The following is a 25,218-nucleotide window of genomic DNA, read 5'->3' on the forward strand; positions in this document are numbered from 1 at the left end:
AGCAGCATGGCAAGCCATTCGCCGTGCTCGAGGCCGCGCACTTCGGACTGTGCGTCGAGTTCCTGGAAAGCGGTTGCCATGCCGTAAAGGCCGAGCTCTCGCAGCATGTCGATGGTGGGATTGATCAGCATGGGTGGATCTCCTCAATGAAAGTAATCAGGGCCACGCAGATTGGCGTGATCGACGATGGCGGTTGGTTCGGTGGAATGGCGTGCGGCTTTGTGGTTGGCGATGAGCGAAGCAATGCTCTTGCAGTTCAGGCCACCGATCTCGACAGCGCGGGCTGACACGGCTTCGGCCCGATTGCGATCGATGTCCCGAAACAGGCGTAGGATGCCCAGACATGTTCGAAAGCCCTGCTCGGGATGCGGACGGCTGGCGAGAATTGCGATGACCAGACCTTCGGTTTGCGGCCCGATCGACGTGGCCCAGCGGCGAAAGCGCTCCGGCGTCCATTCGGCATAGCGCCGGTGGGAACTGGGCATGTGATCCGGATCGGTTCCATGGCGAGGACCTCCATAGCGGCGCTGATGCACCGCGACGCGNCGTAGGATGCCCAGACATGTTCGAAAGCCCTGCTCGGGATGCGGACGGCTGGCGAGAATTGCGATGACCAGACCTTCGGTCTGCGGCCCGATCGACGTGGCCCAGCGCCGAAAGCGCTCCGGCGTCCATTCGGCATAGCGCCAGTGGGAACTGGGCATGTGATCCGGATCGGTTCCATGGCGAGGACCTCCATAGCGGCGCTGATGCACCGCGACGCGCTTGCCGCGGTGGAAGATCTCGATGGTGCGCGCCGTTGCTCTCAGATCGACCTGCTGACGAATGAGGCTGTGGGGCACGGAATAAAAGAAGGTCTTGAACTCGACATGATAATCCGTCGAGACGCGGGCCAAACGCCATTCGGCAAACTCGTAATCCTCCAGTGGAAGACTGGCCAAAGCCGGGCGCTCGACGGTCTCGAAGAGCTGTCGGCGACTGACGCCCAGCCGGCGCATGACGTGGTCGTTNCGCCATTCGGCAAACTCGTAATCCTCCAGTGGAAGACTGGCCAAAGCCGGGCGCTCGACGGTCTCGAAGAGCTGCCGGCGACTGACGCCCAGCCGGCGCATGACGTGGTCGTTGATGCGATCGAGCGCCTGGGCAATGGCGGCATTGGCTTCAGCAAGCGAGAAGAAGGTCTGATTGCGCAGACGCCCCAAAATGCAGGACTGGGCGAAACGCACTCCATTCTCCACTTTCGATTTATCCCGGGGCTTTCTTGGCCGTGCCGGAAGAACGCCGACGCCATAGTGGGAAGCCATCATGCCGTAGCTGCGGTTGATCTCGGGATCGTAGAAACTGGCTCGACTGACGCCAGACTTCAGATTGTCGGGAATGACGAGTCTGGGAACGCCATGAAAAAAACGAAACATCCGGACATGCGAGCCAATCCAGTCGGGGAGCGTTTGCGTCCAGGTGGCCTCGGCAAAGGTGTAGCTGGACGCACCCAGCACCGCCACGAAGATCTCCGCCTCGCGGATCTCACCGGTCTTGCGATCGACAATCGGAATCTTTTTGCCGGAATAATCCACGAAGACCTTGTCGCCGGCCGCATGCTCCTGGCGCATCGTCGGTGACAGTCGCTGCTTAAATCCCCTTAGAAGTTCACAAAAGCGACTATAGCCGTAACCGTCGGGNTGCGATCGACAATCGGAATCTTCTTGCCGGAATAATCCACGAAGACCTTGTCGCCGGCCGCATGCTCCTGGCGCATCGTCGGTGACAGTCGCTGCTTAAATCCCCTTAGAAGTTCACAAAAGCGACTATAGCCGTAACCGTCGGGATGCGACCCACGATACTCCTCCCACAGGATGAGCAAGGTGACGCCGGGCTTCTTGAGCTCGACCGCAAGATCGGGCCAGTTCGGTTCCGTGCGTCGTCGCGTGCCCTGTTTGACGCCGTTGCGACTGAAGAGCTTGTGCTCAAGCGCATCGTCGGTCAGCTCGCCCGGCAAGGGCCAGCTCAATCCAACCGCGGCTGCACGCTGCAAATTATCCTGCACCGTACTGCGCGCTATCCCCAATACGACCGCAATCTCGCGGGAGCTCGTCCCGCTTCCGGCAAGCCGCAGCATCTGTCTCAATTGTCTCATGGTCAGCCTTCTCTTTGCCGGCATCAAAATGTCCCCGTTCATGGCGAGGTGATTGATGCCAAAGTTGCTGACCCAGGAGGTAATCTTCAGTGCCGAAAACTGGCCGGCTTTTGATTGGAANGAGGTGATTGATGCCAAAGTTGCTGACCCAGGAGGTAATCTTCAGTGCCGAAAACTGGCCGGCTTTTGATTGGAACGGTGGCCGGCTTCAAATCGGAATGGTGGCCGGTCTTTGATCGGAATGGCGGCCGGCTTCACGTCGGAATCCGCAGGTACCAGAGGCGCCGAGGGCCTGCATAATCAATAGCGACGACAGAGTCCCTTTTGCCCACAGTCGTCAGGGTTTGCGACATTCTCCGCTCAGCCGCTCGATCGTCGAACTTGCTCGAGCACCCAGGCGATGCGAAATGCGGCTGTCTCGGCTACGCTAGGCCCATGTGACGCGCTGCTGTGGCCGCCCACCATCCGCATGCGGAAGACTAGCTCGGGGTCACGATCGGCCGCAGAACCGACGCTGCGCCACGTACCGAGCGGCTGGTAATAGAGCACCTGACCGTCATTGAGTGCGGCGTCGACGTACGTTGGCGGAAGTGGGCGATTGGCGCTAAGGTCGTGGTATGGGTCGTAGCTGCGCAGGTACCGATACTCGTGAGCAATATGGGGATCTCCGTACTCCGCCGTTTCCGGTAGGGCGTACGGCATCGTGAAGTCCATCTCGGTATCTAGGATGTCCTCGAGCGGAACCTCGGCGAGCACGGCGCGAAACAACTCGGGCCGCAAGAGGGCCGCGGCAAGCACGGTACCCCCGACAGCGCTCGCTCCCTCAATGACAATGCCGTCGCGGGTGGCGACTCCCTGCTCAACGAGCCCCTCGGCAGCCGCGATCAGATCTGTGTAGGTGATACGTTTTCGATCGCGGATAGCCGCCTCGTGCCATGGACGTCCGAGCTCGGCGCCCCCCGTACGTGCACGATACCGAAAGCAAATCCGCGATCGAGCAGGCTCATATTTCAAGAAAACGTGAAGTACGCGATGGCTTCTACAAGGTCCTTCAAGCCATGCTCGGAGAAAATTCCCGGAGACCCTCCGAGCCGCACCGTTGCCCCCTCTTTGTCCATCGACTGGATTGGACAGGCCTAAGCATCATGCGCGATAGAGCGTAGGGGGCGTTTGGCTCAGTAGTTCCGCACCACGCTCTGTCACTAGGACGTGGGCGCCAGCCCCAAAGAGGTAGCCGTTTTCACTGCACAATATATTTGGCATGTGCAAGGTCATGCCGGGCTTCAGGATATCCTCCGCGCCCGGCTCTATGCTCAGGTCACCGCGTTCAGTCCACTTAATGCCAGTCTGGTATCCGGTTCGTTGGCGAAAGACTCCCTTTCTCCCAGATCGCTTCAGCACCTCACGGCCGGCAGCGTCGACTGCCGCCGCGGAGGTGCCCGGCTTAACTGCCGCAACGAGGGCGTCAATGACCTCCTCGGCCAAGGCGTGTAGAGACTCAGCCTCAGGATGTCGGCCAAGAACAGCGCACCGGACCATCCCTACGGTGTATCCGTGTTTTGATGCGCCGATTTCCAGAAAAGCTGGTTCGTTGTTTCTAATTGGATGCTGAGATGGCGGGCCATGCGGCAACCTAGTCCGTTCCCCGAACAAAATGGCACCGGGAGAAAGCCCAATTTCCCCGCCAGCGTTGCTGGTTTCTGCCCTGACGGCCGCCGCCATGATCGCTGCCATCTCCAGTTCTGTAACACCTTCCCGTAGCGAGCTTTGGAAGGTTCGCACTGCCAGATCAGTCATGCGCATTGCGTCGCGCATGCACTCCAGTTCTAGCTCGCCCTTCACCGCTGCCACCAAAGAAACCAGCCGAGTGGCGTCAGCGATCTTTAAGTCGGGAAGCTGCGCCTGAAGCGCATTGACATCTGCCAGCGCGAGGTTCCAGCAGCCAAGCTCAAAACCGATCCTCTTGCTTTGCAAACCATACCGACGAAGGACGTCGGCACACACTTTCCCAAAATCTTGCTGATGGGTATAAGTAACTATCTCATCAATACAACTATACGAACGAACCGCTTGCTCGTCATACTGCCTGACAACAAATATTGGCGGACGACCGGGCACCATGATCAAAGGAAACGGTGCGAAGTATCCACCACTGCCATCGTATCCGCTGAGATACCGAAGATGGCCATGGGCAGTCACTACAAGAGCGTCTAGCCCCGCGCTCGCCACTGCCGCCAGCACGTTGAGCTGCCTGCGCTCGTACTCGGATCTCGGGAACGGGACACCCGTCAGAGGAATAGCTGAGGACATCGTCGCCATATCTCACCTCAATGATTTGCCATGTAGTGGTTTGGTTACGCGACAGTACGCATCGGACCGATGCTAGAAGCTGTCGCTTAACGTTCAGGACATTGGTTCAGGCAGACATTCCACCGTCCTAGCGGCTTGCGTCAAATGCAGTTTTTATATCGTCGTCATCTGGCGGCGAGATGCAGCAAAGGCAATGGCGATCAATGAGGATATTCCTGCTCCGCCACGTATTCGGTCCGCGGTGAAGTGCTTGCCAACTCTGATTCCAAGAACGTCAGAGATTATAGGCCAGGTACCAACGCACGAAAAGCAGGATCACGGACTGGTCGAGCTGACGGCCTTGAAAATTGCGACCCTCCGAAAATGATGGAAGGCTCCATGCCACTGTGCTGGTAATCAAAAGGTGGCAACAGATCCCCTATTCAGCCGTTGCAACAAAACCTCCACTTGACAACTACCAGAACAGGTCGGTGCGCGTTTTGTAGTGGTTTGCTAGGGTATTTGGGAATGAACCGTCGCGACGCATCGAGTTTACTCAACTTGAATCGATGAGACGGGCGTGAAGATTCATAGCTTGTTCGCAACTGCGGTGCCCCCGGCCCCGAAGTTGCACGACAAGGCAAGGAGCCAAAACATGTGCGGCATCTGTGGATGGATTGATTTCGATCGTGACCTAGGAAGTCCCGACGCGCGCAGGGAGCTTGCCGACATGACGGCCACCATGGCCTATCGTGGTCCGGACGACGAGGGGACTTGGATCGACGGGCCTGCGGCACTGGGACACCGCCGCCTGGCGATCATCGANTATGACGGCCACCATGGCCTATCGTGGTCCGGACGACGAGGGGACTTGGATCGACGGGCCTGCGGCACTGGGACACCGCCGCCTGGCGATCATCGACATCGAGGGCGGTCGTCAGCCGATGACGCACCAGGAAGACGGCCGACCGGCGTTGGTGCTCGTCTACACGGGCGAGACTTACAATTACCGCGAGCTGCGTCAACGGCTTGCCGCCCGGGGCCATCGTTTTGACACGAGCAGTGACACCGAGGTGGTGCTGCGCGCCCACCGCGAGTGGGGCCACCGCGACCCCCGCAGCGCCGTGAGCGAACTCAACGGGATGTTTGCCTACGCACTCTGGGACACCGCCAAGCGCGAACTGCTTCTCATACGCGACCGGCTCGGCATCAAGCCGCTTTACTACTACCCGACCGAGCACGGAGTGTTATTCGGCTCCGAGCCAAAGGCGATTCTCGCCAATAGTCTCGCGGAACCGGCCATGGACGCCGACGGGCTTCGTCGGACCCTGTCCTTCATATCCGACCCGGGCAGTACCGTGTTCCGCGGCATGCGTGAGGTACGGCCCGGCCACATCGTCCGCGTGACCCGCGACGGCATCAAAGAGATGCGCTACTGGCATCTCACCGACAGCGGGCACACCGACGACGTGCCTACCACCGTTCGGCGCGTCCGCGAGTTGCTCGAGGACACGATCCAGCGGCAGCTCATCGCCGACGTGCCGCTGTGCACACTGTTGTCGGGCGGGCTTGATTCCTCGGCCATGACGGCACTGGCCACGCGCTTCAGCGACGAGCGGATCCGGTCCTTCGCCGTCGACTTCGTCGGCTACTCTGATAACTTTATTCCCGGCCCGTGGCACCCCACACCCGACGGGCCGTACGTGCAGGAGGTCGCAAAACACGTTGGTACCGACCACACGGACATCACGTTGTCCGCGCACGAACTCATGGACCCGAACGTGCGGGCCGCCACTCTCCACGCCCGCGACCTGCCGTTGACCTACGGCAACATAGATAGCTCGCTCTACCTGCTGTTCGGGGCCATCAGGCAGCACTCGACCGTGGCTCTGTCTGGGGATTCGGCCGACGAGCTTTTCGGCGGCTACTTTTTCTTCCACGATCCCGCGAACGTTCAGCGCGACACGTTTCCCTGGATCGAAGACAGCGACGATATCGTACGGCGGTCCCTAGACCCCGGCCTGGTCGAAAAACTCGACCTCACCGGCTATGTCGACGAGCAGTACCGCAGGGCACTTGCGGAAGTACCCGCCCTGACCGGGCCGGCCTCGGCCGATCCGCACGAGCGTCGCATGCGCGAGGTCTGCTATCTCTTTCTCACACGTTTCCTGCCGCCGGTGCTCGACCGCAAGGACCGGATGAGCATGGCTTTGGGTCTCGAGGTGCGGGTTCCTTTCTGCGACCACCGCCTTGTTGAGTACGTGTTTGGCACCCCATGGGCCCACAAGACTTTCGACGGGCGCGAGAAGAGTCTATTGCGGGCCGCCACCGCGGACCTGCTCCCGCTGTCGGTGGTGCAGCGAGTGAAGAGCGCGTATCCGGCTATCCAGGATCCCACCTATGACAGAATGCTGCGCACGCGTTTCACTGCGCTGCTGAATGACCACAATGCGGCAGTGGCGCCGCTGTTGTCCCTCGACCGTTCCCGCGCGTTGCTCAATGCGAACCACAACCTCAGGGGGGTAGAGCATATCCTGACCCTGCAGGATTTCCTGACCGATTACAACGTGAGCCTCACGATCTGAGACTGCGGAACGCATAAGGATACCAAAGGAGTCCGCGCGTCCAATCGTCCTGTCGGACCCTGAGGCGCGCGACCATACGGCGGGTCGTGTTCGAGACGGGGCCGCTGTGAATGTGGTTCTATCATGCCTGACCGCAGAGGGCCTGCTGGTGATCTGCATCGACTCGCGGCATGCCAGGGCTGCGCTCGATATGGCCGCGGACAAGACCGATGCGAAGGATGCGACGGCCCGGCACATCCGGCGGAGGTCGTCTTCTACCGAGAGATTCGGGCCAAAGGTTTCGACAGTATGCTGATCCGCAGCTGATCACCGTCGGTTCGTGCCAACACCTGCTTGCCGGCGATCTGCACTGAGACCCGCCGCACCAAACGTTCCTCAAGGCGCAGCCGAATAACAGCGATCGCAACGATGCGCGCGGCATCGCCCAGATGATGCGCTTCAACTTGTGCCGCCCCGTGCACGTAAAGACGATGAGCAGTCAGAAGCGCCGAGCGGTGCTGACGGCGCGCAAGCTGCTGCAGGAAAAAGGCTCTTGCCATCGAGAACGAACTGCGTGCGGCCTGCTGCGCAACTTCGGTCTCAAGGTCGGCGTAGTCGGCACGGAAAGTTCGAAGCACGCATTCGCGAGCTCGTGGAAGGAAATTTCGATCTGTCCGAATTGTCGAGCCGCTGCTTGATGCGCGCCGGAAGCTGCGAGAAAATATCGTGACGCTGCACCGCAAGCTTCTGACGATCGTCCGGGATGACGAGGTCTGTAGGCGCCTGATGATGGTTCGCGGCGTTGGTCCTGTCGTGGCGCTGGCCTATACGCGACGATCGACATTCCTCAGCGGTTCAGGAACTCCAAAGCGGTGGGGGCGATCTGGAGCTGACACCCGTTCTCGACCAATCAGGCGAGAGCCACCGCATCGGCTGCATCTCGCTATGTGGCGACGTCATGATGCGAAATTTGCTCTACGAAGCCGCGCAGGTCCTGCTGGCCACGTGAAAAAATGTATGGTCCGCCCCGTCCGTCCAAGGGTTCGCGACATCGCCGACGACGATTCCAGTTGCATAAATGTATCCGGCCCCTCGCGAGTGGACGGCTGTTGCAGCCATACCATGATGAGATCCGTACACGCCGTTCCCAATAAATGGTTCGCAAGCGCGCACCTATCCTCCCGTGAATCCTATCAGGCCGCAGCCCCTTTCGGTGGAGGCTGGTTTGTGATTCAAGCTGTGGATGTGGACCGAACAGAGCCGTGGCCGGATGGCCAGATCGCCAAAAAGACCAAGCGCTACCCGTCCGATGTGACGGACGAGGAGTGGGAACAGATCGCTCCGCTGATGCCCAAGCCTGGGCGTCGCGGCCGTCCGCGCGAGGTTGATTTCCGTGAGGTGATCAACGCGGTGCGCTACTTTGTGCGCTCGGGTTGCGGCTGGCGGATGCTGCCGATCCATTTCGGCGCCTGGCAGACGGTCTGCGGCTGGTTCCGCCAGTTGGCGCGGCGCTTTCTGTTCCAGACCATCCACGACGTGGCGCTGGATCGCGAGACCGGGCGCGAGGCCAGCCCCACGGCGGGCGTGATCGACAGCCAGTCGGTCAAGGCTCCGCACGCGGAAACAAGAGGGTACGACGCCGGTAAGAAGATTGTCGGCCGCAATCGCCACATCGCCGTCGATACGAATGGGCGGCTGTTGATGGTCAACCTGACGCCGGCCGACATCTCCGACAGTTCCGGGCTCTTCTGGATGGCATCCGCAAGCGCTGGCCCTGGGTGAAGCATCTATTCGCCGACGCCTACGACCGACTGAAGCTCATCCGCGGATCCGACGAGAAGGGCTTCGAAGTCTTGCCCCGCCGCTGGGTCGTCGAGCGAACCTTCGGCTGGATGACGCGGTGGCGGAGGCTCGTGAGCGAGTACGAGAAGCGCATCGACGTTTCTCACGCCATGATCCTCGTCGCTAGGCGGCGATCGCATCCCCGACGTCTTGCGGAATCGGCAGACGCACCTCGTAGCGCGCGACTTGCCCGAGACCCGCAGCGAGCCTGGCTCCCACTCGATGTCGTCGAGGCGGAGTTGCGCCACGTCGCCGGCCCGCAGCCCGAGGGCGCACCAAGAGATGGGGTATTCGGCTTGAGCCCCATCTTCGGGTGAGCGTGCATGGTGGATATGTTGAAGGTGCTGCGCTTCGAGCTGATGATAAACGTGGTCTGCTTGGAGCAGCCACAAGCATCAGAGGGAGAAGCGCAGCATGAAATATTATGCCGGATTGGACGTCTCGGTGAAGAGACCGCAGTGTGCATCATCCACGAAACAGGCCAGATTTGCCGCGAGATAAAGGTGGCGAGCCATCCAGAGGATCTGGCACGGGTGCTCAAGGATCCCAACTGGCGGCTTGAGCGCGTTGGGCTTGAAGCCGGGCCCTTGTCGCAGTGGTTGTTCGAAGGCCTGGCCAGGGCCGGCCTGCCGGTGATCTGCATCGAGACCCGCCACACCAAGGCATTCCTTAAGGCGCAGGTGAACAAGACCGACCGCAATGACGCCCGCGGCATTGCGCAGATGATGCGGGTCAACCTGTTTCGCCCGGTGCATGTGAAGACCCTGACGAGCCAGAAGCGCCGGGCGCTGCTGACCGCCCGCAAGCTCTTGCAGGAAAAGGCCATTGCCGTTGAGAACGACCTCCGCGGCTTGCTGCGCAATTTCGGGCTCAAGGTCGGCCCTGTTGGTGCCGTCAAATTCGAGGTGCGCATCCGCGAACTCACCGAAGGCATGCCTGACCTAGCTGAGATCGTTGAACCGCTGCTCGAGGCACGCAGCAAGCTGCGGCAGAACTTTGCCACGCTCCACCGCAAGCTTCTGACCCTTGTCCGCGACGATGCGGTCTGTCGGCGGCTGATGACGATACCTAGCGTCGGTCCGGTGGTGGCGCTGGCCTATACCGCGACGATCGACATCCCGCAGCGGTTCAAGAGCGCGAAGGCGGTCGGGCCGGCTCTTGGCCTGACGCCGGTGCTCGACGAGTCGGGCGAAAGCCGGCGCATCGGCCGGATATCCTGCTGTGGCGACCGCATGCTGCGAACGCTGCTCTACGAGGCCGCGCAGGTGCTGCTGACGCACGTGACGAAATGGTCGTGGCTGAAGGCCTGGGGGATGAACGTCGCCAAGCGGCGTGGCCGACAAAAGGCCATTGTCGCGCTGGCACGCCGGCTGGCGGTGATCATGCATCGCATCTGGAGCGACGGCACGCGGTTCCGCTGGACGCGACAAGATATCATGCCGGCGGCCGCCTGATCGCAGGCCCCGACTACTTGCAGCCTGCCGCCGTGCGCGTGGCCCGTCAAGGGCAAGTCGCTGGGCGATGGCCTGTCGGCCACCCCTGACCGGCCACGGCGCGCGGGCGGCAGAGCGGAACCCCGGGTCGGGACGAGAAGATGCTCACCAGACCTCGAACAAGGGGAGACGGGTATGAAACGAGCGTGACAAGGATCACGCCATAAGGTTCCACTTGCCGGTGTAAAAGTGTCCTTCGCGGGACGATGGATGAGGTGAGTTCGCAATGTCCGCAGTACCGATCGCATCACCGATCAGGACGCCCAAGAGATTTGTTCCGCCTCATTCTTCTGATCCCCATCCAGGCGAGGGCCCGAGCGCCGATCCCGTAGAGAAGCACGACCCCGCGAAAGACATCAGACGCCGGCGAAGCGAAAAGCTCGACAAGCGCTTGACTTCAACGCGCCGAATAGAGAAGGACGATCGCGCGGGCGCGCGACAACTTCGCCATCGTATGCCGCGATCAGCCGGTTCACCTGCTCCGCCGCCAGATATCGCGGCAAGTCGGCAAGCCTCCAATGGGCATGGCCAGGAACGACATCGGCGAGACCTGCTCGGCAGCGGCCTTCGACAGCAAGATAACGCAAGAACGCGCGCAGGCTGGTCGTCAACTTCTCGATGGTTCGATTGCTGGATTGGCTCGCGCGGTCCAGGAAAAAGCTGCGAATGGCAGCCGCGACCGGGCCATGCTGCATCTGGCGGTTTGTGCGGGGCTGCGCGTGTCCGAGCTGACGGGGTTGAAGCTCGAAGACATCGACCTGTCGTCGATGTGCATTCGTGTCCTGGGCAAGGGACGGCGGGAACGGACGCTTCCCTTGTGGAAGACCACGGCCGCAGCCCTGCGCGCCTGGCTCGCCGTTCGCGGGCGGGTCGCAGCACCCGAGGTGTTCGTCAACGCCGGGGCGTGCCGCTGAGCCGATGGGGCTTCGCCTATCTCCTCAAACAGCATGCAGCGACCGCCGCTCGAGCGCATCCTGGCCTCGACAAGAAACGCATCTTGCCCCATGGGCACACATGCGCGATGATCATCCTGCAAGCAACGCATGACATCGTAAGGTGTCGCTGTGGTTGGGGCACGCCACTCTGACGACCACTGAAATCTACACGCGTGGCGATCCGACAGAAAAGCTCGACGCCATGGAATCGATCGTTCCACCACATCTGCGTCGCGGCGCGTTCCAGCCGTCCGACAGCTCATCGCGCTCCTCAAGCGCCCTTCGTAATGGTGAGCCGGGTTGGCGGCGTGGACAGAAGAGCGCGATCAAGTCGCCGCCAGCTCCCCATTACTGGATCTGCCCATAAGGCAGCTGTTGAGGCGATGCGCCGGTGGCCGCATTGATCACATGCTTCGACGTGCCCGCCGAGCGCGGCGGGCCGGCACAGTTCGATCGCCGTCATGACGCGGCGCTGGGCGGTCGACAGCGAGGCATCATGCTTTGCGCGATAGGCTCCGCCGTAGCAGCGGAATATGTCCCGCCGCTTCCGACCCCGAGCGGCCATTGCCGCTCCAATCAGAAGTATTGCGGCTTGGCAGGCGACAGGGTGGGCGCCGGACGCGGCAAGAGCTCGAAGGGGCTCGACCGTGGCGCAGACCTTGTTGGTGGCGATCCGCAGGTAATGGGCGGTGGTCGCGAGGCTGCGGTTACCGAGCAACAGTTCAATGGTGCGCACGTCGGCGCCGGCCTCCAACAGATGGACGGCGAAGGCGTGCCGCAAGCTGTGCGGCGTGACCGGTTTGGACAAGCCGGAGCGTCGCGCGCTTTCGCGCAGGCTTGTCCCACCGCATCCCTGGTGATCGGCTGGCCGGCGCGATCGCCGGGGAAGAGCCACGCATTTGGCCGCCGCTTCCAATAGTCGCGCAGAATCTCCAGAAGCTTGGGCGACAGCATCACATAGCGGTCCTTCTGACCTTTGCCCTGGTCGATGCGGATGGCCATTCTCTGGCTGTCGATGTTCGTGGGTTTCAGCTGCACCGCTTCCGAGATACGCAAGCCGGCGGCATAGCAAGTGGTCAGGATGGCGTGGTGTTTGACGTCGAGACGCAACCGAGGAACCGCTGAACTTCCTCGGGACTGAGGACGATCGGGAGCCTCTGCGGCTTCTTGGGAAGTGGGAGGACCTCTTCAGGCGCCCAGTGCCGATCGAGCGTCACATTGTAGAGAAAGCGCAGCGCCGCAATGGCGGTGTGAATCGAGTTCAGCGCCTCTATGGCGTTGGTGGTGTAGATGATCCGCCGCACGCTTTCGGGATAGGCGAAGAATGGGACGACGTGCTGCCAGTTGCGCCGCCAGCTTTGCGTGATCGCCGGATATCGCTGCCCCCAGTAGCCGGCCTCGAAGTCATCAAGGGCCTTCATGCCGGCGTCGGCGTCCCTGGCCCGGTAGATCGCCCGCAGCGCCGGCACGACGGGCTTGCGGTCCTTCCAGGACACGAACTCCAGGGAATGGCGGATCAGGTGCACGATGCAGGTCTGGACGACGGTTTGGGGAAAGACGGCGTTGATCGCCTCGGGAAAGCCCTTCAGGCCGTCGACGACGGCGATCAGAATGTCGCCGACGCCGCAGCTCTTCAGCTCGTTCATGACGCGCAGCCAGAACTTGGCGCCCTCGGTCTGCTCGATCCAGATGCCCAGAATCTCCTTCGTGCCATCGGGCAGGATGCCGAGCGCGATGTATACGGCCTTGTTCCTGACGAAGCCCTCGTCGCGGATCTTGACCCGGATCGCGTCGAAAAAGACCAAGGGAAAGCAGGCATCGAGCGGCCGGTTCTGCCATTCGGCAACCTCCTCCAGGACGGCATCGGTGACAGCCGAGATCAGGTCCGGCGATACGTCGATACCGTAGAGCTCCTCCAGGTGGCCGCGGATCTCGCGCACCGTCATGCCGCGCGCATACATGGAGATGATCTTGTCGTCGAAGTCTGGGAAGCGGCGCTGATATTTGGCGATCAGCTTCGGATCGAAGGTTCCGGCACGGTCGCGCGGGATCGTCAGCGTCATCTTCGATGTGCCCGTCAGCACCGACTTCCGCGAATGGCCGTTGCGACGATTGACGTTCCCCTCGGTGCTCTCGTCCTCGAGGTGCTCGTCGAGCTCGGCGTTCAAAATGCGCTCCGAAAGCGCCTTCTTCAGGTCGTCAAGCAGACCCTCCTTGGCGAAAACCTCGTTCGGATCACGACCGGCAAGCAGCTGGTCCAGAAGTTCTTTCTCGATAGCCATGTGATGATTCTCTCCTTTCCATCATCATGGCCTCGCGCACAGAATTCCTGACAGTCCCGTCCGATCAAGTGCAAACTTCTACACATGACCAGCACGACAGACGACGCGATCAACACCACGCCGGCGGCCCACACCCTCCTTGCCGCTCCGCAATCGCGGAGCGGGTCAGTCCAAGTGAAGTATGCTCACCTGACCATATCTTTACGCACGGTTTGGCATATCGCGGAGGGATCAGCTTCACGTGCCCGAACGACTGCAGGAGACGCGCCCAGCGGTGCGATCCGCCGCACGCTTCGATCGCTACCACGTCGACGACAGCTTCTCGAACAACATTACCACCTCCTTGCGCCGCAACTTCTTGCGCAGCACCGGCCCCTCAGCCGCGTTTACGCCATGGAGTTGGAAGACGTGCTTTGACGTGTCGATGCCAATTCGAATAATGTGTTCCACGGACGGTCTCCTTTGCTAGAGATTTTGCAACGACCCCATTCTGGAACATCGATGCCGTGCGGGGGCCGTCCACCCCACATCATACGGCGGCCTAACGTCGACCGCGAAGAGAAGCGAGTGACCCGCGGGGCGACATGGTCCGGAAAAATATCAGGAGGAGCTTGACCTCAACGACCCAATCACAAAAGCCTGCTAGGTCCGTCTCGTTCTGCACCCGCATACTGGTTAATGCTCACCCTGCGCGAGGCGGTGCCCACGACCCGTCATCTGCGCAACGCCGAGTTCGCCACGGTGCGGCTCAGGCTTCTCAAGCTCAGCGCCCGCGTTGCCGAAACGGTCTCGCGCGTCCGCCTGGCCTTCGCCGCCGTCTGTCCTGAGGCAAGTCTGTTCCGAGCGATCGCCATCACGCGGCAGCCCGCGGCGCCATGAGCGCCGGGGCATCAAGCCCCAAATGAACCCGCATCAGCCGACCTCCAGCGTGTTCCAAAGTCCAGTCTCAGCTGCGGTAAAAAAGACGCCTAACACCTTCATGACCGAACGCTCAGCGACAAGGGAACCAGCTGCTCGTGAATAGGACGGGCTAGCCTGGAAGCAGTAGAAATCATGTTGTTTGAACGCACTCAGCAAGAGGCATCGACATTCCGAGCAACGGCGTGACGAGGCTGGGTGTTCAGCAGGCGAGCTGTACAGAACTCCGGTCTGGCCCGGTACCAGCGCACGCAATGCTGGATAACTGACTTGTTATACTGGGGTCTCTGGAACATCACAATTCTCCGAGGCTCATCGAGACGAATCCTGTCACACCGGCTGCAATTAACGGCGCAACAGATCCTACAAATACATTTCACTGAATCTTTGCAACCGCAAATCGCTGACAATGGTACGTTCATCCCAAGGTCTGAGGTGAGGCAAGGATCAAAAGCGATACCAGTTTTACGCTGTGACCGCACAGCACGCAACGGAGGTCAGTTGCAATGGCAAGAAGAGCACTCATCATGGTTGAAGGCCACAGGCGTATTGGTCTGCTATTCGCCCAAGCGGCCCGGCGTCTTGGTCTTCATCCAATCACCCTGTCGGCTGATCCAGCTCTATACGACTACCTGGCAACGGAAAAGCTTGAGGTAATCCGTGTCAATACTGACAATCTTGATGCGCTGATCCACGAATGTTCCCGATTGCGCGTGAACTATGATATTGCTGGCATTACGGGCGCCGAGGAGGAAGTCTATGCGACAGTTGGCAAGCTCTGCCGACATTTCGATCTACCGGGACCGAATCCCGCATCGATTGAACGATGTTGCGACAAATTCACTCAACGGCAGCTCCTCGCGGAGGCCGGCGTTCCAATACCTGCTTATCGCTTAGCAACGAATGCGCCGGACATAGAAAGCTTTGCCTCGGAGATCGGCCTGCCCGTGGTTCTCAAGCCAGCCGTCGGCACCGGCAGCAGTGGTGTCCGACTGTGCCGCAACGTCGGCGAGTTAGCCGAACATGCGACTTATCTGTTGGGCGGGAAGCACATTTGGCGGTCTTCGCCGCGGATACTGGTCGAAGAATTCGCAGAGGGCCCCCACTATAGCGCTGAGATGATGGGAAATGAGGTTATAGGGCTTACGGTCGCTGACCTCGGCCCCCTACCGCATTTCGTCGTTCGTGAGGCCACCTTTCCCGCCCCGTTGAGTGATGAAAAATATAAACGTATCGCCGATGTTTCGCTGAGTTCTTTGCAAGCTCTCGGCCTTGCCTGGGGGCCAGCAAGCGTTCAACTCCGGTTGACGAAACGTGGCCCAGTCGTCATTGAAGTCAATCCGCGTCTTGCGGGTGGGACCACCCCTCAACGGATTCAACTGGCTTACGGTGTCGATCTCGTCACCGAACTCATCAAGCTTGTCATCGGCGACGAATGCGATTTGCGCAGAAGGCATTCACAGACTGCGGCCACGCGGTGCCTACTTGCTGATCGCGACGGCATTCTCGATTGGATCGATGGCGACAGTCGGGCAGCTGCGATCCCAGGTGTCGCCGAGGTGAAATTTTATGTTGGAGCCAAGACGTCGATCGTCAGGAAAGGCGATCACCGAGACTCTATGGGACATGTCATCGCCGCTTCACCCAGCCTTGCTGAGACCGAAGCGATACTTCAGCGTGCCGTCGACTTAGTCCGTTGGTCGATCGCACCATTTTCGACCGACCAGGAACATCAGCGGCCCCTCACCACTCCGCACCAGCGCAGGTGACCGGCAAAGGGTGATCGTGGCCGAACGTCGGGGCAACCGAGAGCACGAGATGTTGCGTTCCTGCTGCACCGCTCTTTTGCCCAAGGGAACAAACCGGCCTTCGACAGGCTGTGTAGCATGACGCGAATAGTTACTGCGGGACCTTGGACAGGATCGAGTTGTCCAGTGGCGGGGGGTGGTGTGCGCGACGACCTTACTAAAGTCCCTGATGGAAGAAAGACCATTGCACTTTATCGAGTCACGGCATTCTCGCTGGTCGCGCGCGGACTTAGCCGTGGCGGCAAAACCGCCAGGTCATTCTGGAATTCGCCGGCGGCAGCTACAAATAAGATCATCCGCGATGAAACGGCTTCACCCGATTGAGAACGCTACCGCATTAAGCTCCTCCTCATGCCGACCTCGAACACTTCCGGGCGACTTGCTATGGTTCAGACCATGGTTGCCTGGGGCACCGTCACGTGAGAGATGTGATTCGAAGGCGAAATGGATGCCGAGGCGCACAGACCGCTTGGCGACAGGTGACATTTTACACGTCTGGACCGCGTTCAGCAAATGCTCCGACCACCATCCGGCACTTGGAATGTGTCAGGGATTGTCTTCGGCTGCGGAGCTACACCGCGATGCGACTCAGCGAAGACCGCGGCTGGCACGTCAAAGGCCTCGCTACTTCGCATATCTTAGGGTCCTGTGCCGCGACAAGCGTGTTGTACCGGTTGAGCTCCAAGCAGATTGCGGACGTCCACGGGTGTCCCCTGGCGCCAGCGGCTTGGTCAGGGCGACATCAAGCACATTCACGAGGGTAACCTCCGCGTCTTCAACGGGCGTTCGCCGTAAGACAACCCGCATTCCGCCTCCCCTATGCGCTGGCCTCGAACTGCAGGACAAGTCCTTCACGAAGGGCCGCCGCGAAGACTAGCCATGGAGGAGCGGTACGCGATGCCATGATCGAACGGCCCAGTGACATCAGTTGCGTGACCCGCCACCGAGGCGGAATCGACCTCTTCAAGACGCTTGCCAATAGATGTTCGAATCTCTGAATGAACTAGCAAGAGGACGTGCGGCATGCCTCAACTCTCTCAGTCTAAAAAGGAAAATCAGTCAATGCAATCGGATTACACTAATGCGTCGCGTATTGCGCCAGACGCCGTCAAAAAGGTAGGTCTCGTTGGAGCGGGAACGATTGGCGCTGGTTGGGCGACGCATTTCCTCGCGCGTGGGCTCGATGTTATTGTCGTCGCCCCGAATCCAAGTGCCGAAGAACGCATGCGCCGCACGATTGCCAAAGCATGGCCAGTGATGGAAAGTAAAGGGCTAGCAGAGGGGGCGTCACTCGATCGGCTACGTTTCCAAGAAAAGCCGGATGGTGCCTTTTCCGACGTCGATTTCGTGCAGGAATCGGCTCCGGAACTGCTGGACGTCAAGAACGCTGTCATCGGCGATATCAGCAAAGTCATTCGGCCGGACGTCGTGGTTGCCTCCTCCGCGTCATATCTTACCGCAACAGACATCCAGCAGCATTGCCTCAATCCTGCACGATTAATTGTGGGCCATCCGTTTCATCCCGTTTATCTGTTGCCCCTGGTGGAAGTTGTTGGTGGCCGACGCACATCGCCAGACACGGTCGATTGGGCGATGAAGTTCTATTCATTGTGGGGCCACCGCCCGTTGCGTTGTCGAAAGGAAGTATTGGGTCACCTGGGCAACCGGCTACAACGGGCATTGTTTTCGGAGGCATTACGCCTCGTTGCCGATGGCGTGGCGACTACGGAGGAGGTTGACGCTGCCATGACTAACGGAGCGGGACTAAGGCTTGGCTTACTTGGACCGTTCATGACGCGTGCAATGGCTGGAGGAGACGCCGGACCAAGAACCGTCATTGAGCGGCAAAGAACCAACAAGATTACCTTTTCCTTTGAGCGTAACAACCCTGAGTTAACCGACGCTCTTGTCGATGACCTAGTCGCAGGAGTGGTGCGGCAGATCGATGGGCGCGCAATCGAGGATTTGGAAGAGGCACGAGATGCTTACATTCTGTCGCTGATAACGCTACGGGACCAGGCGCTTGCCCGTGCCAGCGTCCACAAGACTGAAGGCACTCAGCGCGATTCCAAATAAAGATACCATAGCGGCATCAACGGCTTGGCGCCGCTATTTTCATCGCCACCCCGAGCTTTTGTTTGACGTCGACCGCACCGCTGCACGCGTTGGCGATCTGCTGCAGCTTCCGGTTAGACGAGGTGGTGGCCGGCGTCGCTCGAAGCGGGGTTGTCGCAGTGATCCGCGGCGGAACTGCGCCGGCCGACCGGACCATCGGCCTCCGCGCCGACGAGGACGCTTTGCCCATCATAGGCACCTCAGTCGCCACGGCGTTTGGCCCGGAGGCCGGCCTCGACTACGCCGGTATGCCATCGATGACAATTGTCCCGTCGAGGTAATTCTGGACGCATATGTGCTAAGCATAGCTCTCATCGGCCCTATTCGCGGCCATGTCACGCGCGGCCTGGGCATGCCGCGCGTCTCCTCCAGAACGCGTGGGGTGGGCGCTCTGACCCGAACCTCGCGGCAGAAGCCGACCTCGGCCAGAAGCTGTCGCCGTGCGGTGATCAGCGTGCCGTGCGGTGATCAGCGTGCTGTCGAAACTTAAGACGCGTTTGTAGATATCCAACCAAATCCGTGGCTTGATGAAGACGTTCGGCATGTTCGTGCCCCTATGCGCCGGCAGCATGTTCGAGCGCAACGTTCGCGACCTTCTGCAAGGGCCAGTCGCGTCCGTTACGCGCCAGACGCGGCACTTCGATTGCGAACACAGCACCGACACGGCCTTCACAGATCGCTGACAGCAGCTTCTCGAACCCCGAACGACTGACGCCCGAACCCGAGCGGCCAAGGTCGTCATCGATAACTGTCACATCCGTCCAGCAAGAGCACGGGCGCGCTCGGCAAGACCATTTGACGCCGCCGGCTCTTATGATTGTTGGCAAGCTGGTCGACGGTCGATTGGATCCTCCGTCATCCAGAACGGCAACTGCACCAGGATGCCGTCAGGCTGGCGAATGATCAGAGCGACCTCGTCACCACGGCGATTGCGCCCGGCAACAATAACCGCTTCCCCGTAACGGGATGAAATCGATAGCGGATAATCGCTTCACCCGAATGATAGCGGGCATTATGAAGTTGTTGCGCCTAAGTCGGGCACCGACATGAGCAGACGGCAGTGCTGGTGCTCACGGCCATAACCGCCAGCTGCTTGCTCAGCTCTGCTGTTTGGATTCGCATATCATTCCACTCATGAAGCATCGGTGCAACGATGCGCACCGGCTTGTCTTCGCCACACGCTGATCGAATTTTGCGGTCTGGCTGGCGCGGTGATCGTCGATGAGGATGGCATCTAAGAACCCCGCCATCCAAACGATCCGTTATTGCTGGGCATGAAAGGGACGATGAGCGAGCTCGAACTGTCGCTCCTGCGGGCCCGTTCGATGGAAGCCTTGAAGCAGAAAGCACGACGGGGCGAGCTCTTCTTCACGGTCGCCGTCGGCTATGTGAACGTGGGCTCTGACAAAATCGAAAGGGATCCCGACCTGCGCGTGCGCGAGGCGATTGGGTTGGTCTTCACTCGCTTTGCCGAAATGCAAAGCATCCGCCAGGTGTTCTTATCGCTTCGCAGTGACCAGATAGCGCTGCCGTACATCAACCCCAGGATCTCGGGACAGCAGCAGGTGCTGTGGAAACCTCCGGTCTACACGACGGTGAGCAACCTTCTCACCAATCCTGTTTATGCCGGCGCTTACGCCTTTGGCCGAACCGGAAGTCGGACGATAATCGAAATGGCCGCAAGCGAATCGTGCGCGGCCGTCGCAAAGCTCGCTCAGATCGGGCAGCTCGTTGATCATCACGAAGGCTATTTGCCCTGGGCAGTTTGAAAGGAATCAACGGCTGATTACTGACAATGCCAACGGCAAGGGCATGATGGTGCGCGGGCGAGTGCGCAAGGGAGAGGCTTTGCTCGCCGGGCTAATTGCGTTGCGGTCATTGCGGCCGCCGGCTGCTTGTTGGCTATAATGGCGCCAAAGGTGATGTCGGCCGCCATAAGTGTGACGCGACCCGGAGCAATCCCGACGGTGATCCCTATATCTCGTTTGGCGCATTACGGGTCGACGAGGCGGTGGGAGCCGAGATCGTGCGGTTGCTGCAGCCGCTCGGCGTTGAAGCGGCCATCCAGACGATCGCACAGCGGGAGCATCAGTCTGGCGAAAAACAGCGCCAGATCAAGTTGGCGCTCGAACAGGCGCGATATGAGGCAACCAGAGCGCGCGGGCAGTATGACACGGTCGACCCTGAGAATCGTCTGGTTGCTCACGAACTCGAGCGCCGGTGGAACGGCGCCCTCGCGACCGTACGCGCACTCGAGGAAGAACTGGAGGCCGTGGTTCGACAGCGGCCGGCCGCTTTGAGCGCCGAGGAGCGCCACCGCGTATTGCAAAATGGGGGTCGACCTGGAAGCCGCGTGGCATCATCCGGCGGCCACGGCCGTCACGCGTAAGCGCATCATCCGATGGCGTCGTTCAGAGCATTAACGATCACAGGGTCACTGTGGCCATAGAAGCCAGCGATAAAATCGTCGGCGAAATCGATGTAGGTATGTCCGTCAAGGTCGGTGAGGTGGCTTCCTGAGGCGCGATCAATGATAAAGCGGAAAAGATCGAAGTGCAGTGCCGTCCGCGTGCTGCCACCTGGCAGGACCTGTGCCGCCATTTTGACTTGTTCCGCGCTTTTGGGGTGGCTCACCATATAGTCGCGTTCTTAAGGCCGCAGACTCATAAGCCCGCAACCATATGCGAACTGAAGCGAGTTTGATCGCTTGCGAGAAAGTTTCGCGGATCGCGGTCGTATCGGGTCGCTATTCCTCTGAAATGTTTGAGCTATTGAAGTATCGCTCGACGAGGTTGCGCTGCTTGTAGCCCCATGCGCTGAAAAAGAAGCTGCCGGTTCGGGTTTTCTTCGGCGGGATGTTGGCCCAGGCTCCTTTTTCTGCGGCGAGGGCCGCGAATGGCGTCGCTGTCGTAAGCACGGTCGGCGAGCAGGATCGCGTCGGGCTGGAGGGCGTCGGGCATGGCGAGAGCGGGCCTGCCGTCATGCGCCTGTCCGGCCGTCAGGACGAGATCGATTGGCCGCCCTTCGGCATCGACAAGCGCATGAATCTTGGTGGTGAGGCCGCCGCGGGAACGTCCCATGCAACCATCGTCATCGCCCCCCTTTTTGCCGTGGCCGCATGCTGGTGAACGCGGACACAGGAGGAGTCGATTATGATGATCTCGCCGTCAAAAGCCTTGGGAACCTCCGCCAGCAGCCCCAGACCCCGGCTTTGCGCCATCGCACGAACCGGTTGTAGCATGTCGTATAGGGACCATAGCGATCCGGCACATCGCCCATGGCGAGCCGGTTCGGAAGCGCCACAGGATGTCGTGCGGTCATCAACACGCGCCACACGGCGAACCTTGTTCGGCAAATGCGGTTGGATCACGCCCAATTTAAAGTCGCTCAGTTCGTAACGACGCATCCAAGCCTCCAAAAGAAGCCTTGAATCAGAACTCGTCACAAAACGAAACTCAGTTTATGAGTTTGCCGGCTAGTCTTAGTCTAGTTCGTCGAGCACCTGCTCAAGGCTGGATGTTGCCGACCGATTTTGTTTCACCATTTCCATATCTCGATTTGGAAGAGTTGAGTTTCAGGAGGCTCGTCGACTAGCAGGGTCAGTACTCATTGATCAGAGCCAGAAGATGACGGCTGCAGCGATGCAGATGGCAAACAAGTAGGTGTGGGCACATCGGTCGTAGCGCGTTGCGATGCGTCGCCAGTCCTTGAGCTTGGCGAATAGGTTCTCGACCCTGTGCCGCTGGCGATAGAGTGTCTTGTCGTAGGCGTAAGGGAGTTTGCGGTTGCGGCTCGACGGATGCAGGGCACGATGCCTTTGGCTTGGAGTTCTTGGCGGAACCAGGCGCTGTCGTATCCGCGATCCCCGATCAGACTTGAAGCGGGCGGCAGGGCGTCGAGTACAAGGCGGGCACCCTTGTGGTCGCTCATCTGGCCTTCCGACAGGAGCAGGATGATCGGCCGTCCGTCAGCATCGCAGACGGCATGCAGCTTGGAGTTCAGTCCGCCCTTGGTGCGCCCGATACGGCGGGGAACATCCCCTTTTTGAGCAGGCTCGCCGCGGTGCGGTGGGCCTTCAGGTGGATCGCGTCGATCATGATGCGCTCGGGTCTCGGCCCTTCGCCGGCCAACGCGGCGAAAATTCTGTCGAACACGCCGAGCCGGCTCCAGCGGATGAAGCGGTTGTAGAGCGTCTGTGCGGACGGTAGCCCGCCGGCGCATCCTTCCACTGCAGCCCATTGCGGATCACATAGACGATGCCGCTGACGACGCGTTGGTCATCGACCCTGGCACCCCGTGCGACAGCGGAAAATGTGGCGAAATCCGCGCCATCTGGCGCTCGCTCAGCAGAAACAAATCACCCATAGCGGCCTCCTTCAATGGAGACCGTGAATCACATCTCAAACGAAATTAATAGATCCTGAGCCTAGCACTACTTTGGCAGATTTTTAGTTCTGGGCGCGTTTTGAGGATTGATCGGGATAGGGGGACGCCTCGCGGCGCCGCCCCTCCCACACCACCGGGCATACGGATCACGTACCACGGCGGTTCGACCGGATTAAGCTTAGACAGAGACATAGAGACGGGGAAGACCGAGCGACTCGAAGTGTTGGTTGCGCAGGGCCTGTTGGACCGCCGGGTGTCCTGACATGCGCCAGAATCCCGTCGGTGAACCGGCAGCAACCGCGGCCCGGAGCTTTGGCACGCCACGACGGCGCAGCTCCTTGTAGCGGTTGTGCCCGTTCCCCCATTGCCGCCAAAGATAAGCGTAATCTTCGGCGGGTCCACGCTTCCAAGTTCGTAAGCACCCGTGGGGTCTGGCAGAAGCCGAAGTAGCCGCGCCATCCGATGAGGTATGGCTTCAGCTCCTTGACCAGCTGCGGCAGACTTATGCCCCGGGTCCGGCGTGGTGATGACCTATGACACGTGTTTAACGACGTCGTTTGCGACGTGTCTTGGGCGAGGTTTGCGATGCGTGTCGAGATTCTTGGTGAGGAACGGCGGATCGTGCCCACTGGCGTGATGTAGCTGACGGCATTGGTCGCCGTGCTCTCCGGCATGGGCCGGAATGATCAGCGCGCCACTGCCGGCAGGCTGATGAGCGGATCATCGCTCATCTGGCTGATGGTCTCAAGCGTCATGTAGCGGGCCCGCTGCACGGCCCATTCATCGTTCTGTTCGAGCAGGAGCGCGCCGACGAGACGGACTATGGCATCGTCATTGGGGAAGATGCCGACGACCTCGGTCCTGCGCTTGATCTCGCCGTTGAGGCGCTCGATCGGGTTGGTGCTATGCAGCTTGGCGCGGTGCTCCCTGGGGAAGGTCATGTAGGCGAGCACGTCGGGCTCGGCGTCGTCCATGATGGCGGCGAGCTTGGGCACCTTCGGCCGGATCTGGTCGGCGACGGCGCGCCATTGGGTGCTGGCGGCTTCCGGCGTCTCCTGGGCGAAGGCTGTGGCGATGAAGGCCGAGACGACGCGGCGGCCGCTCTTGCCGGCATGCGCCAGCACGTTCCTCATGAAATGGACCCGGCAGCGCTGCCATGTCGCGCACAGCACCTTGGTGACGGCCGCCTTGATGCCTTCATGGGCATCGGAAACGACGAGCTTGACGCCGCGCAGGCCGCGCCGGGTCAGCTTGCGCAGGAACTCAGTCCAGATCGGCTCGGCCTCCGAGGTGCCGATCTCCATGCCCAGCACCTCGCGCCGGCCGTCGCTGTTGACGCCGACGGCGATGATGACGGCGACCGAGACGATGCGCCCGCCGCGGCGCACCTTCAGGTAGGTGGCATCCACCCACACGTATGGCCAGTCACCCTCGATGGGCCTGTCGAGGAAGGCCTTCACCTTGCCGTCGATCTCTTCGCACAACCGGCTGACCTGGCTCTTGGAGATGCCGCTCATGCCCATGGCCTTGACCAGGTCGTCGACGGAGCGTGTCGAGATGCCCTGGATGTAGGCCTCCTGGATGACGGCCGTCAGCGCCTTCTCGGCCATGCGCCTGGGCTCCAGGAAGCTCGGGAAGTAAGAGCCCTTCCTGAGCTTGGGGATGCGCAGCTCGACGGTGCCGGCCCGCGTCTCCCAGTCTCTGTCGCGGTAGCCGTTGCGCTGAGCCGTGCGCAGCGAGTTCTTCTCGCCATAGCCGGCGCCGGTGGCGGCGCCCACCTCCAGCTCCATCAGCCGCTCAGCGGCAAAGCCGATCATGTCGCGCAAGATATCGGCGTCGGGGGTCTTCTCTACGAGCGTACGCAGGTTCATCATGTCGTTGGTCATCGGTGGTTCCTTCGAATCAGGTTGTGTCAGCAACCCAACCCTACCGAAGAACATCGATGACCGCCGCTACGCCGCTCGCTTGCNCCATCATGTCGTTGGTCATCGGTGGTTCCTTCGAATCAGGTTGTGTCAGCAACCCAACCCTACCGAAGAACATCGATGACCGCCGCTACGCCGCTCGCTTGCTACAGCGCTGTTGAGGGCGCGCTCGCGAGCGGCTTCGCTACCGCCGAGCTACACCACTCAGCGGGGCACGACCGAACGGCGTGTCACCGAACTTGTCATGAGACCTTCTTCCTCGATCGCTTGGTGCGTGTGAGCCGTGCTCGCATGGTATGATTTGGTCATCCGAGAGTTCGATCTGCCACGGCTGCCCCTTCGTAAGCTGGCGCCCCTCGAGCAAGCCGCATGCGAGATAGTCGAAAACAGTTTGTGGTGTGACGCCCAGGGCGGCCGCCGTCCCTTGAACCGAGTAGGTTCCGTCTGGCCATCGGTCGGGATTGGCGCTCGTCCCGTTGATCTTGACGGTGGGGATGCCCCGCCGTGTTCGCAGAAGCCAGACATTC

General features: G+C 60.5%; 13 protein-coding genes and 14 pseudogenes. 13 read left to right on the forward strand and 14 right to left on the reverse strand.

The features are described 5' to 3' along the window. Positions 1–548: 548 nt before the first annotated feature. The 3 genes and pseudogenes from istA to X738_RS70340 form a co-directional block, all read right to left on the reverse strand. A pseudogene (gene istA, locus X738_RS87465) lies at positions 549–2,158 on the reverse strand (IS21 family transposase); the annotation flags it as partial. Between the two features lie 336 nt (positions 2,159–2,494). Continuing rightward, on the reverse strand, positions 2,495–3,148 hold the full coding sequence (locus X738_RS70335; protein ID WP_023801900.1) for a prolyl oligopeptidase family serine peptidase: 654 nt from the start codon (positions 3,146–3,148) through the stop codon (positions 2,495–2,497). A 129-nt stretch (positions 3,149–3,277) separates the two neighbouring features. Further along, the gene (locus X738_RS70340; RefSeq protein ID WP_023801901.1) at positions 3,278–4,453 is read right to left on the reverse strand and encodes a M24 family metallopeptidase; all 1,176 of its coding nucleotides are present in this window, start codon (positions 4,451–4,453) and stop codon (positions 3,278–3,280) included. A gap of 797 nt (positions 4,454–5,250) precedes the next feature. Here X738_RS70340 and asnB point away from each other — a divergent pair. The 6 genes and pseudogenes from asnB to X738_RS86280 all read left to right on the forward strand — a co-directional run bounded on the left by asnB (position 5,251) and on the right by X738_RS86280 (position 11,236). Beyond that, positions 5,251–7,008 carry an asparagine synthase (glutamine-hydrolyzing) gene (asnB, locus tag X738_RS70345; RefSeq protein ID WP_023801902.1) on the forward strand — a complete coding sequence of 586 codons (1,758 nt, stop codon included), beginning with the start codon at positions 5,251–5,253 and terminating at the stop codon, positions 7,006–7,008. 77 nt (positions 7,009–7,085) lie between these two features. Further along, positions 7,086–7,311: pseudogene (locus X738_RS87470) on the forward strand (IS110 family transposase); the annotation flags it as partial. Positions 7,312–7,329: 18 nt separating this feature from the next. Next, positions 7,330–7,987, forward strand: a pseudogene (locus X738_RS70350) (transposase); the annotation flags it as partial. 243 nt (positions 7,988–8,230) lie between these two features. Then, positions 8,231–8,972 (forward strand): annotated as a pseudogene (locus X738_RS70355) (IS5 family transposase); the annotation flags it as partial. Positions 8,973–9,243: 271 nt separating this feature from the next. Further along, a pseudogene (locus tag X738_RS70360) lies at positions 9,244–10,283 on the forward strand (IS110 family transposase). A gap of 557 nt (positions 10,284–10,840) precedes the next feature. Continuing rightward, positions 10,841–11,236, forward strand: a complete 396-nt coding sequence (locus tag X738_RS86280; RefSeq protein WP_023801908.1) for a tyrosine-type recombinase/integrase — start codon at positions 10,841–10,843, stop codon at positions 11,234–11,236. Positions 11,237–11,636: 400 nt separating this feature from the next. Here the strand turns inward: X738_RS86280 and X738_RS83235 are convergent. The 4 pseudogenes from X738_RS83235 to X738_RS83240 form a co-directional block, all read right to left on the reverse strand. Then, positions 11,637–11,822 (reverse strand): annotated as a pseudogene (locus X738_RS83235) (transposase zinc-binding domain-containing protein); the annotation flags it as partial. Positions 11,823–11,981: 159 nt separating this feature from the next. Continuing rightward, positions 11,982–12,367: pseudogene (locus X738_RS89230) on the reverse strand (tyrosine-type recombinase/integrase); the annotation flags it as partial. Positions 12,368–12,513: 146 nt separating this feature from the next. Next, positions 12,514–13,539: pseudogene (locus X738_RS70375) on the reverse strand (IS256 family transposase); the annotation flags it as partial. Between the two features lie 199 nt (positions 13,540–13,738). Next, a pseudogene (locus tag X738_RS83240) lies at positions 13,739–13,989 on the reverse strand (IS110 family transposase); the annotation flags it as partial. A 216-nt stretch (positions 13,990–14,205) separates the two neighbouring features. Here X738_RS83240 and X738_RS70385 point away from each other — a divergent pair. The 6 genes and pseudogenes from X738_RS70385 to X738_RS89235 all read left to right on the forward strand — a co-directional run. Continuing rightward, positions 14,206–14,418, forward strand: a pseudogene (locus X738_RS70385) (transposase); the annotation flags it as partial. Positions 14,419–14,963: 545 nt separating this feature from the next. Beyond that, entirely contained in the window at positions 14,964–16,226 is a 1,263-nt protein-coding gene (locus X738_RS70390; protein WP_023801913.1) for an ATP-grasp domain-containing protein, read from the forward strand. 180 nt (positions 16,227–16,406) lie between these two features. Next, positions 16,407–16,589 (forward strand): hypothetical protein, encoded by a 183-nt coding sequence (locus X738_RS85175; RefSeq protein WP_156942663.1) that lies wholly within the window; start codon positions 16,407–16,409, stop codon positions 16,587–16,589. A 699-nt stretch (positions 16,590–17,288) separates the two neighbouring features. Continuing rightward, positions 17,289–18,341: a 3-hydroxyacyl-CoA dehydrogenase NAD-binding domain-containing protein gene (locus X738_RS70395; protein WP_051407914.1), complete on the forward strand. Its 1,053-nt coding sequence runs from the start codon at positions 17,289–17,291 to the stop codon at positions 18,339–18,341. Between the two features lie 62 nt (positions 18,342–18,403). Continuing rightward, positions 18,404–18,661, forward strand: coding sequence for a hypothetical protein (locus X738_RS83245; protein ID WP_198032871.1), 258 nt, complete (start codon positions 18,404–18,406; stop codon positions 18,659–18,661). Between the two features lie 222 nt (positions 18,662–18,883). After that, positions 18,884–18,985: pseudogene (locus X738_RS89235) on the forward strand (IS110 family transposase); the annotation flags it as partial. A gap of 60 nt (positions 18,986–19,045) precedes the next feature. Here the strand turns inward: X738_RS89235 and X738_RS89240 are convergent. Beyond that, a pseudogene (locus X738_RS89240) lies at positions 19,046–19,135 on the reverse strand (recombinase family protein); the annotation flags it as partial. Between the two features lie 531 nt (positions 19,136–19,666). Between X738_RS89240 and X738_RS87490 the strand changes: the two are divergent. Beyond that, on the forward strand, positions 19,667–20,149 hold the full coding sequence (locus X738_RS87490) for a recombinase family protein (RefSeq protein WP_023801917.1): 483 nt from the start codon (positions 19,667–19,669) through the stop codon (positions 20,147–20,149). A gap of 224 nt (positions 20,150–20,373) precedes the next feature. Here X738_RS87490 and X738_RS87495 read toward each other — a convergent pair whose 3' ends face one another. From X738_RS87495 to X738_RS70435, 6 genes and pseudogenes are all read right to left on the reverse strand, one after another. Then, positions 20,374–20,697 carry a hypothetical protein gene (locus X738_RS87495; RefSeq protein ID WP_023801918.1) on the reverse strand — a complete coding sequence of 108 codons (324 nt, stop codon included), beginning with the start codon at positions 20,695–20,697 and terminating at the stop codon, positions 20,374–20,376. 77 nt (positions 20,698–20,774) lie between these two features. Continuing rightward, a complete protein-coding gene (locus tag X738_RS85180) occupies positions 20,775–20,981 on the reverse strand; it encodes an aminotransferase class III-fold pyridoxal phosphate-dependent enzyme (RefSeq protein WP_023801919.1) in 207 nt (68 codons plus the stop codon). Positions 20,982–21,048: 67 nt separating this feature from the next. Next, a pseudogene (locus X738_RS83250) lies at positions 21,049–21,786 on the reverse strand (IS5 family transposase); the annotation flags it as partial. A gap of 207 nt (positions 21,787–21,993) precedes the next feature. Then, positions 21,994–22,745: pseudogene (locus X738_RS83255) on the reverse strand (IS5 family transposase). Between the two features lie 167 nt (positions 22,746–22,912). Then, on the reverse strand, positions 22,913–23,440 hold the full coding sequence (locus X738_RS89245; protein ID WP_084833845.1) for a group II intron maturase-specific domain-containing protein: 528 nt from the start codon (positions 23,438–23,440) through the stop codon (positions 22,913–22,915). 12 nt (positions 23,441–23,452) lie between these two features. After that, positions 23,453–24,652, reverse strand: a complete 1,200-nt coding sequence (locus X738_RS70435; protein ID WP_023801922.1) for an IS256 family transposase — start codon at positions 24,650–24,652, stop codon at positions 23,453–23,455. Positions 24,653–25,218: the final 566 nt, after the last annotated feature.

The sequence above is a fragment of the Mesorhizobium sp. L48C026A00 genome, from assembly GCF_000502375.1.
Taxonomy (GTDB): Bacteria; Pseudomonadota; Alphaproteobacteria; order Rhizobiales; family Rhizobiaceae; genus Mesorhizobium; species Mesorhizobium muleiense.

Coding starts and splice junctions, on each gene's coding strand:
- X738_RS86280 (WP_023801908.1), top strand. CDS start 10,841: ATGGGCATGGCCAGGAACGACATCGGCGAGACCTGCTCGGCAGCGGCC.
- X738_RS89245 (WP_084833845.1), bottom strand. CDS start 23,440: ATGCCGGAGAGCACGGCGACCAATGCCGTCAGCTACATCACGCCAGTG.
- asnB (WP_023801902.1), top strand. CDS start 5,251: ATGACGGCCACCATGGCCTATCGTGGTCCGGACGACGAGGGGACTTGG.
- X738_RS87490 (WP_023801917.1), top strand. CDS start 19,667: ATGAGCGAGCTCGAACTGTCGCTCCTGCGGGCCCGTTCGATGGAAGCC.
- X738_RS70395 (WP_051407914.1), top strand. CDS start 17,289: ATGCCTCAACTCTCTCAGTCTAAAAAGGAAAATCAGTCAATGCAATCG.
- X738_RS70340 (WP_023801901.1), bottom strand. CDS start 4,453: ATGGCGACGATGTCCTCAGCTATTCCTCTGACGGGTGTCCCGTTCCCG.
- X738_RS85180 (WP_023801919.1), bottom strand. CDS start 20,981: ATGGCGGCACAGGTCCTGCCAGGTGGCAGCACGCGGACGGCACTGCAC.
- X738_RS70390 (WP_023801913.1), top strand. CDS start 14,964: ATGGCAAGAAGAGCACTCATCATGGTTGAAGGCCACAGGCGTATTGGT.
- X738_RS70435 (WP_023801922.1), bottom strand. CDS start 24,652: ATGACCAACGACATGATGAACCTGCGTACGCTCGTAGAGAAGACCCCC.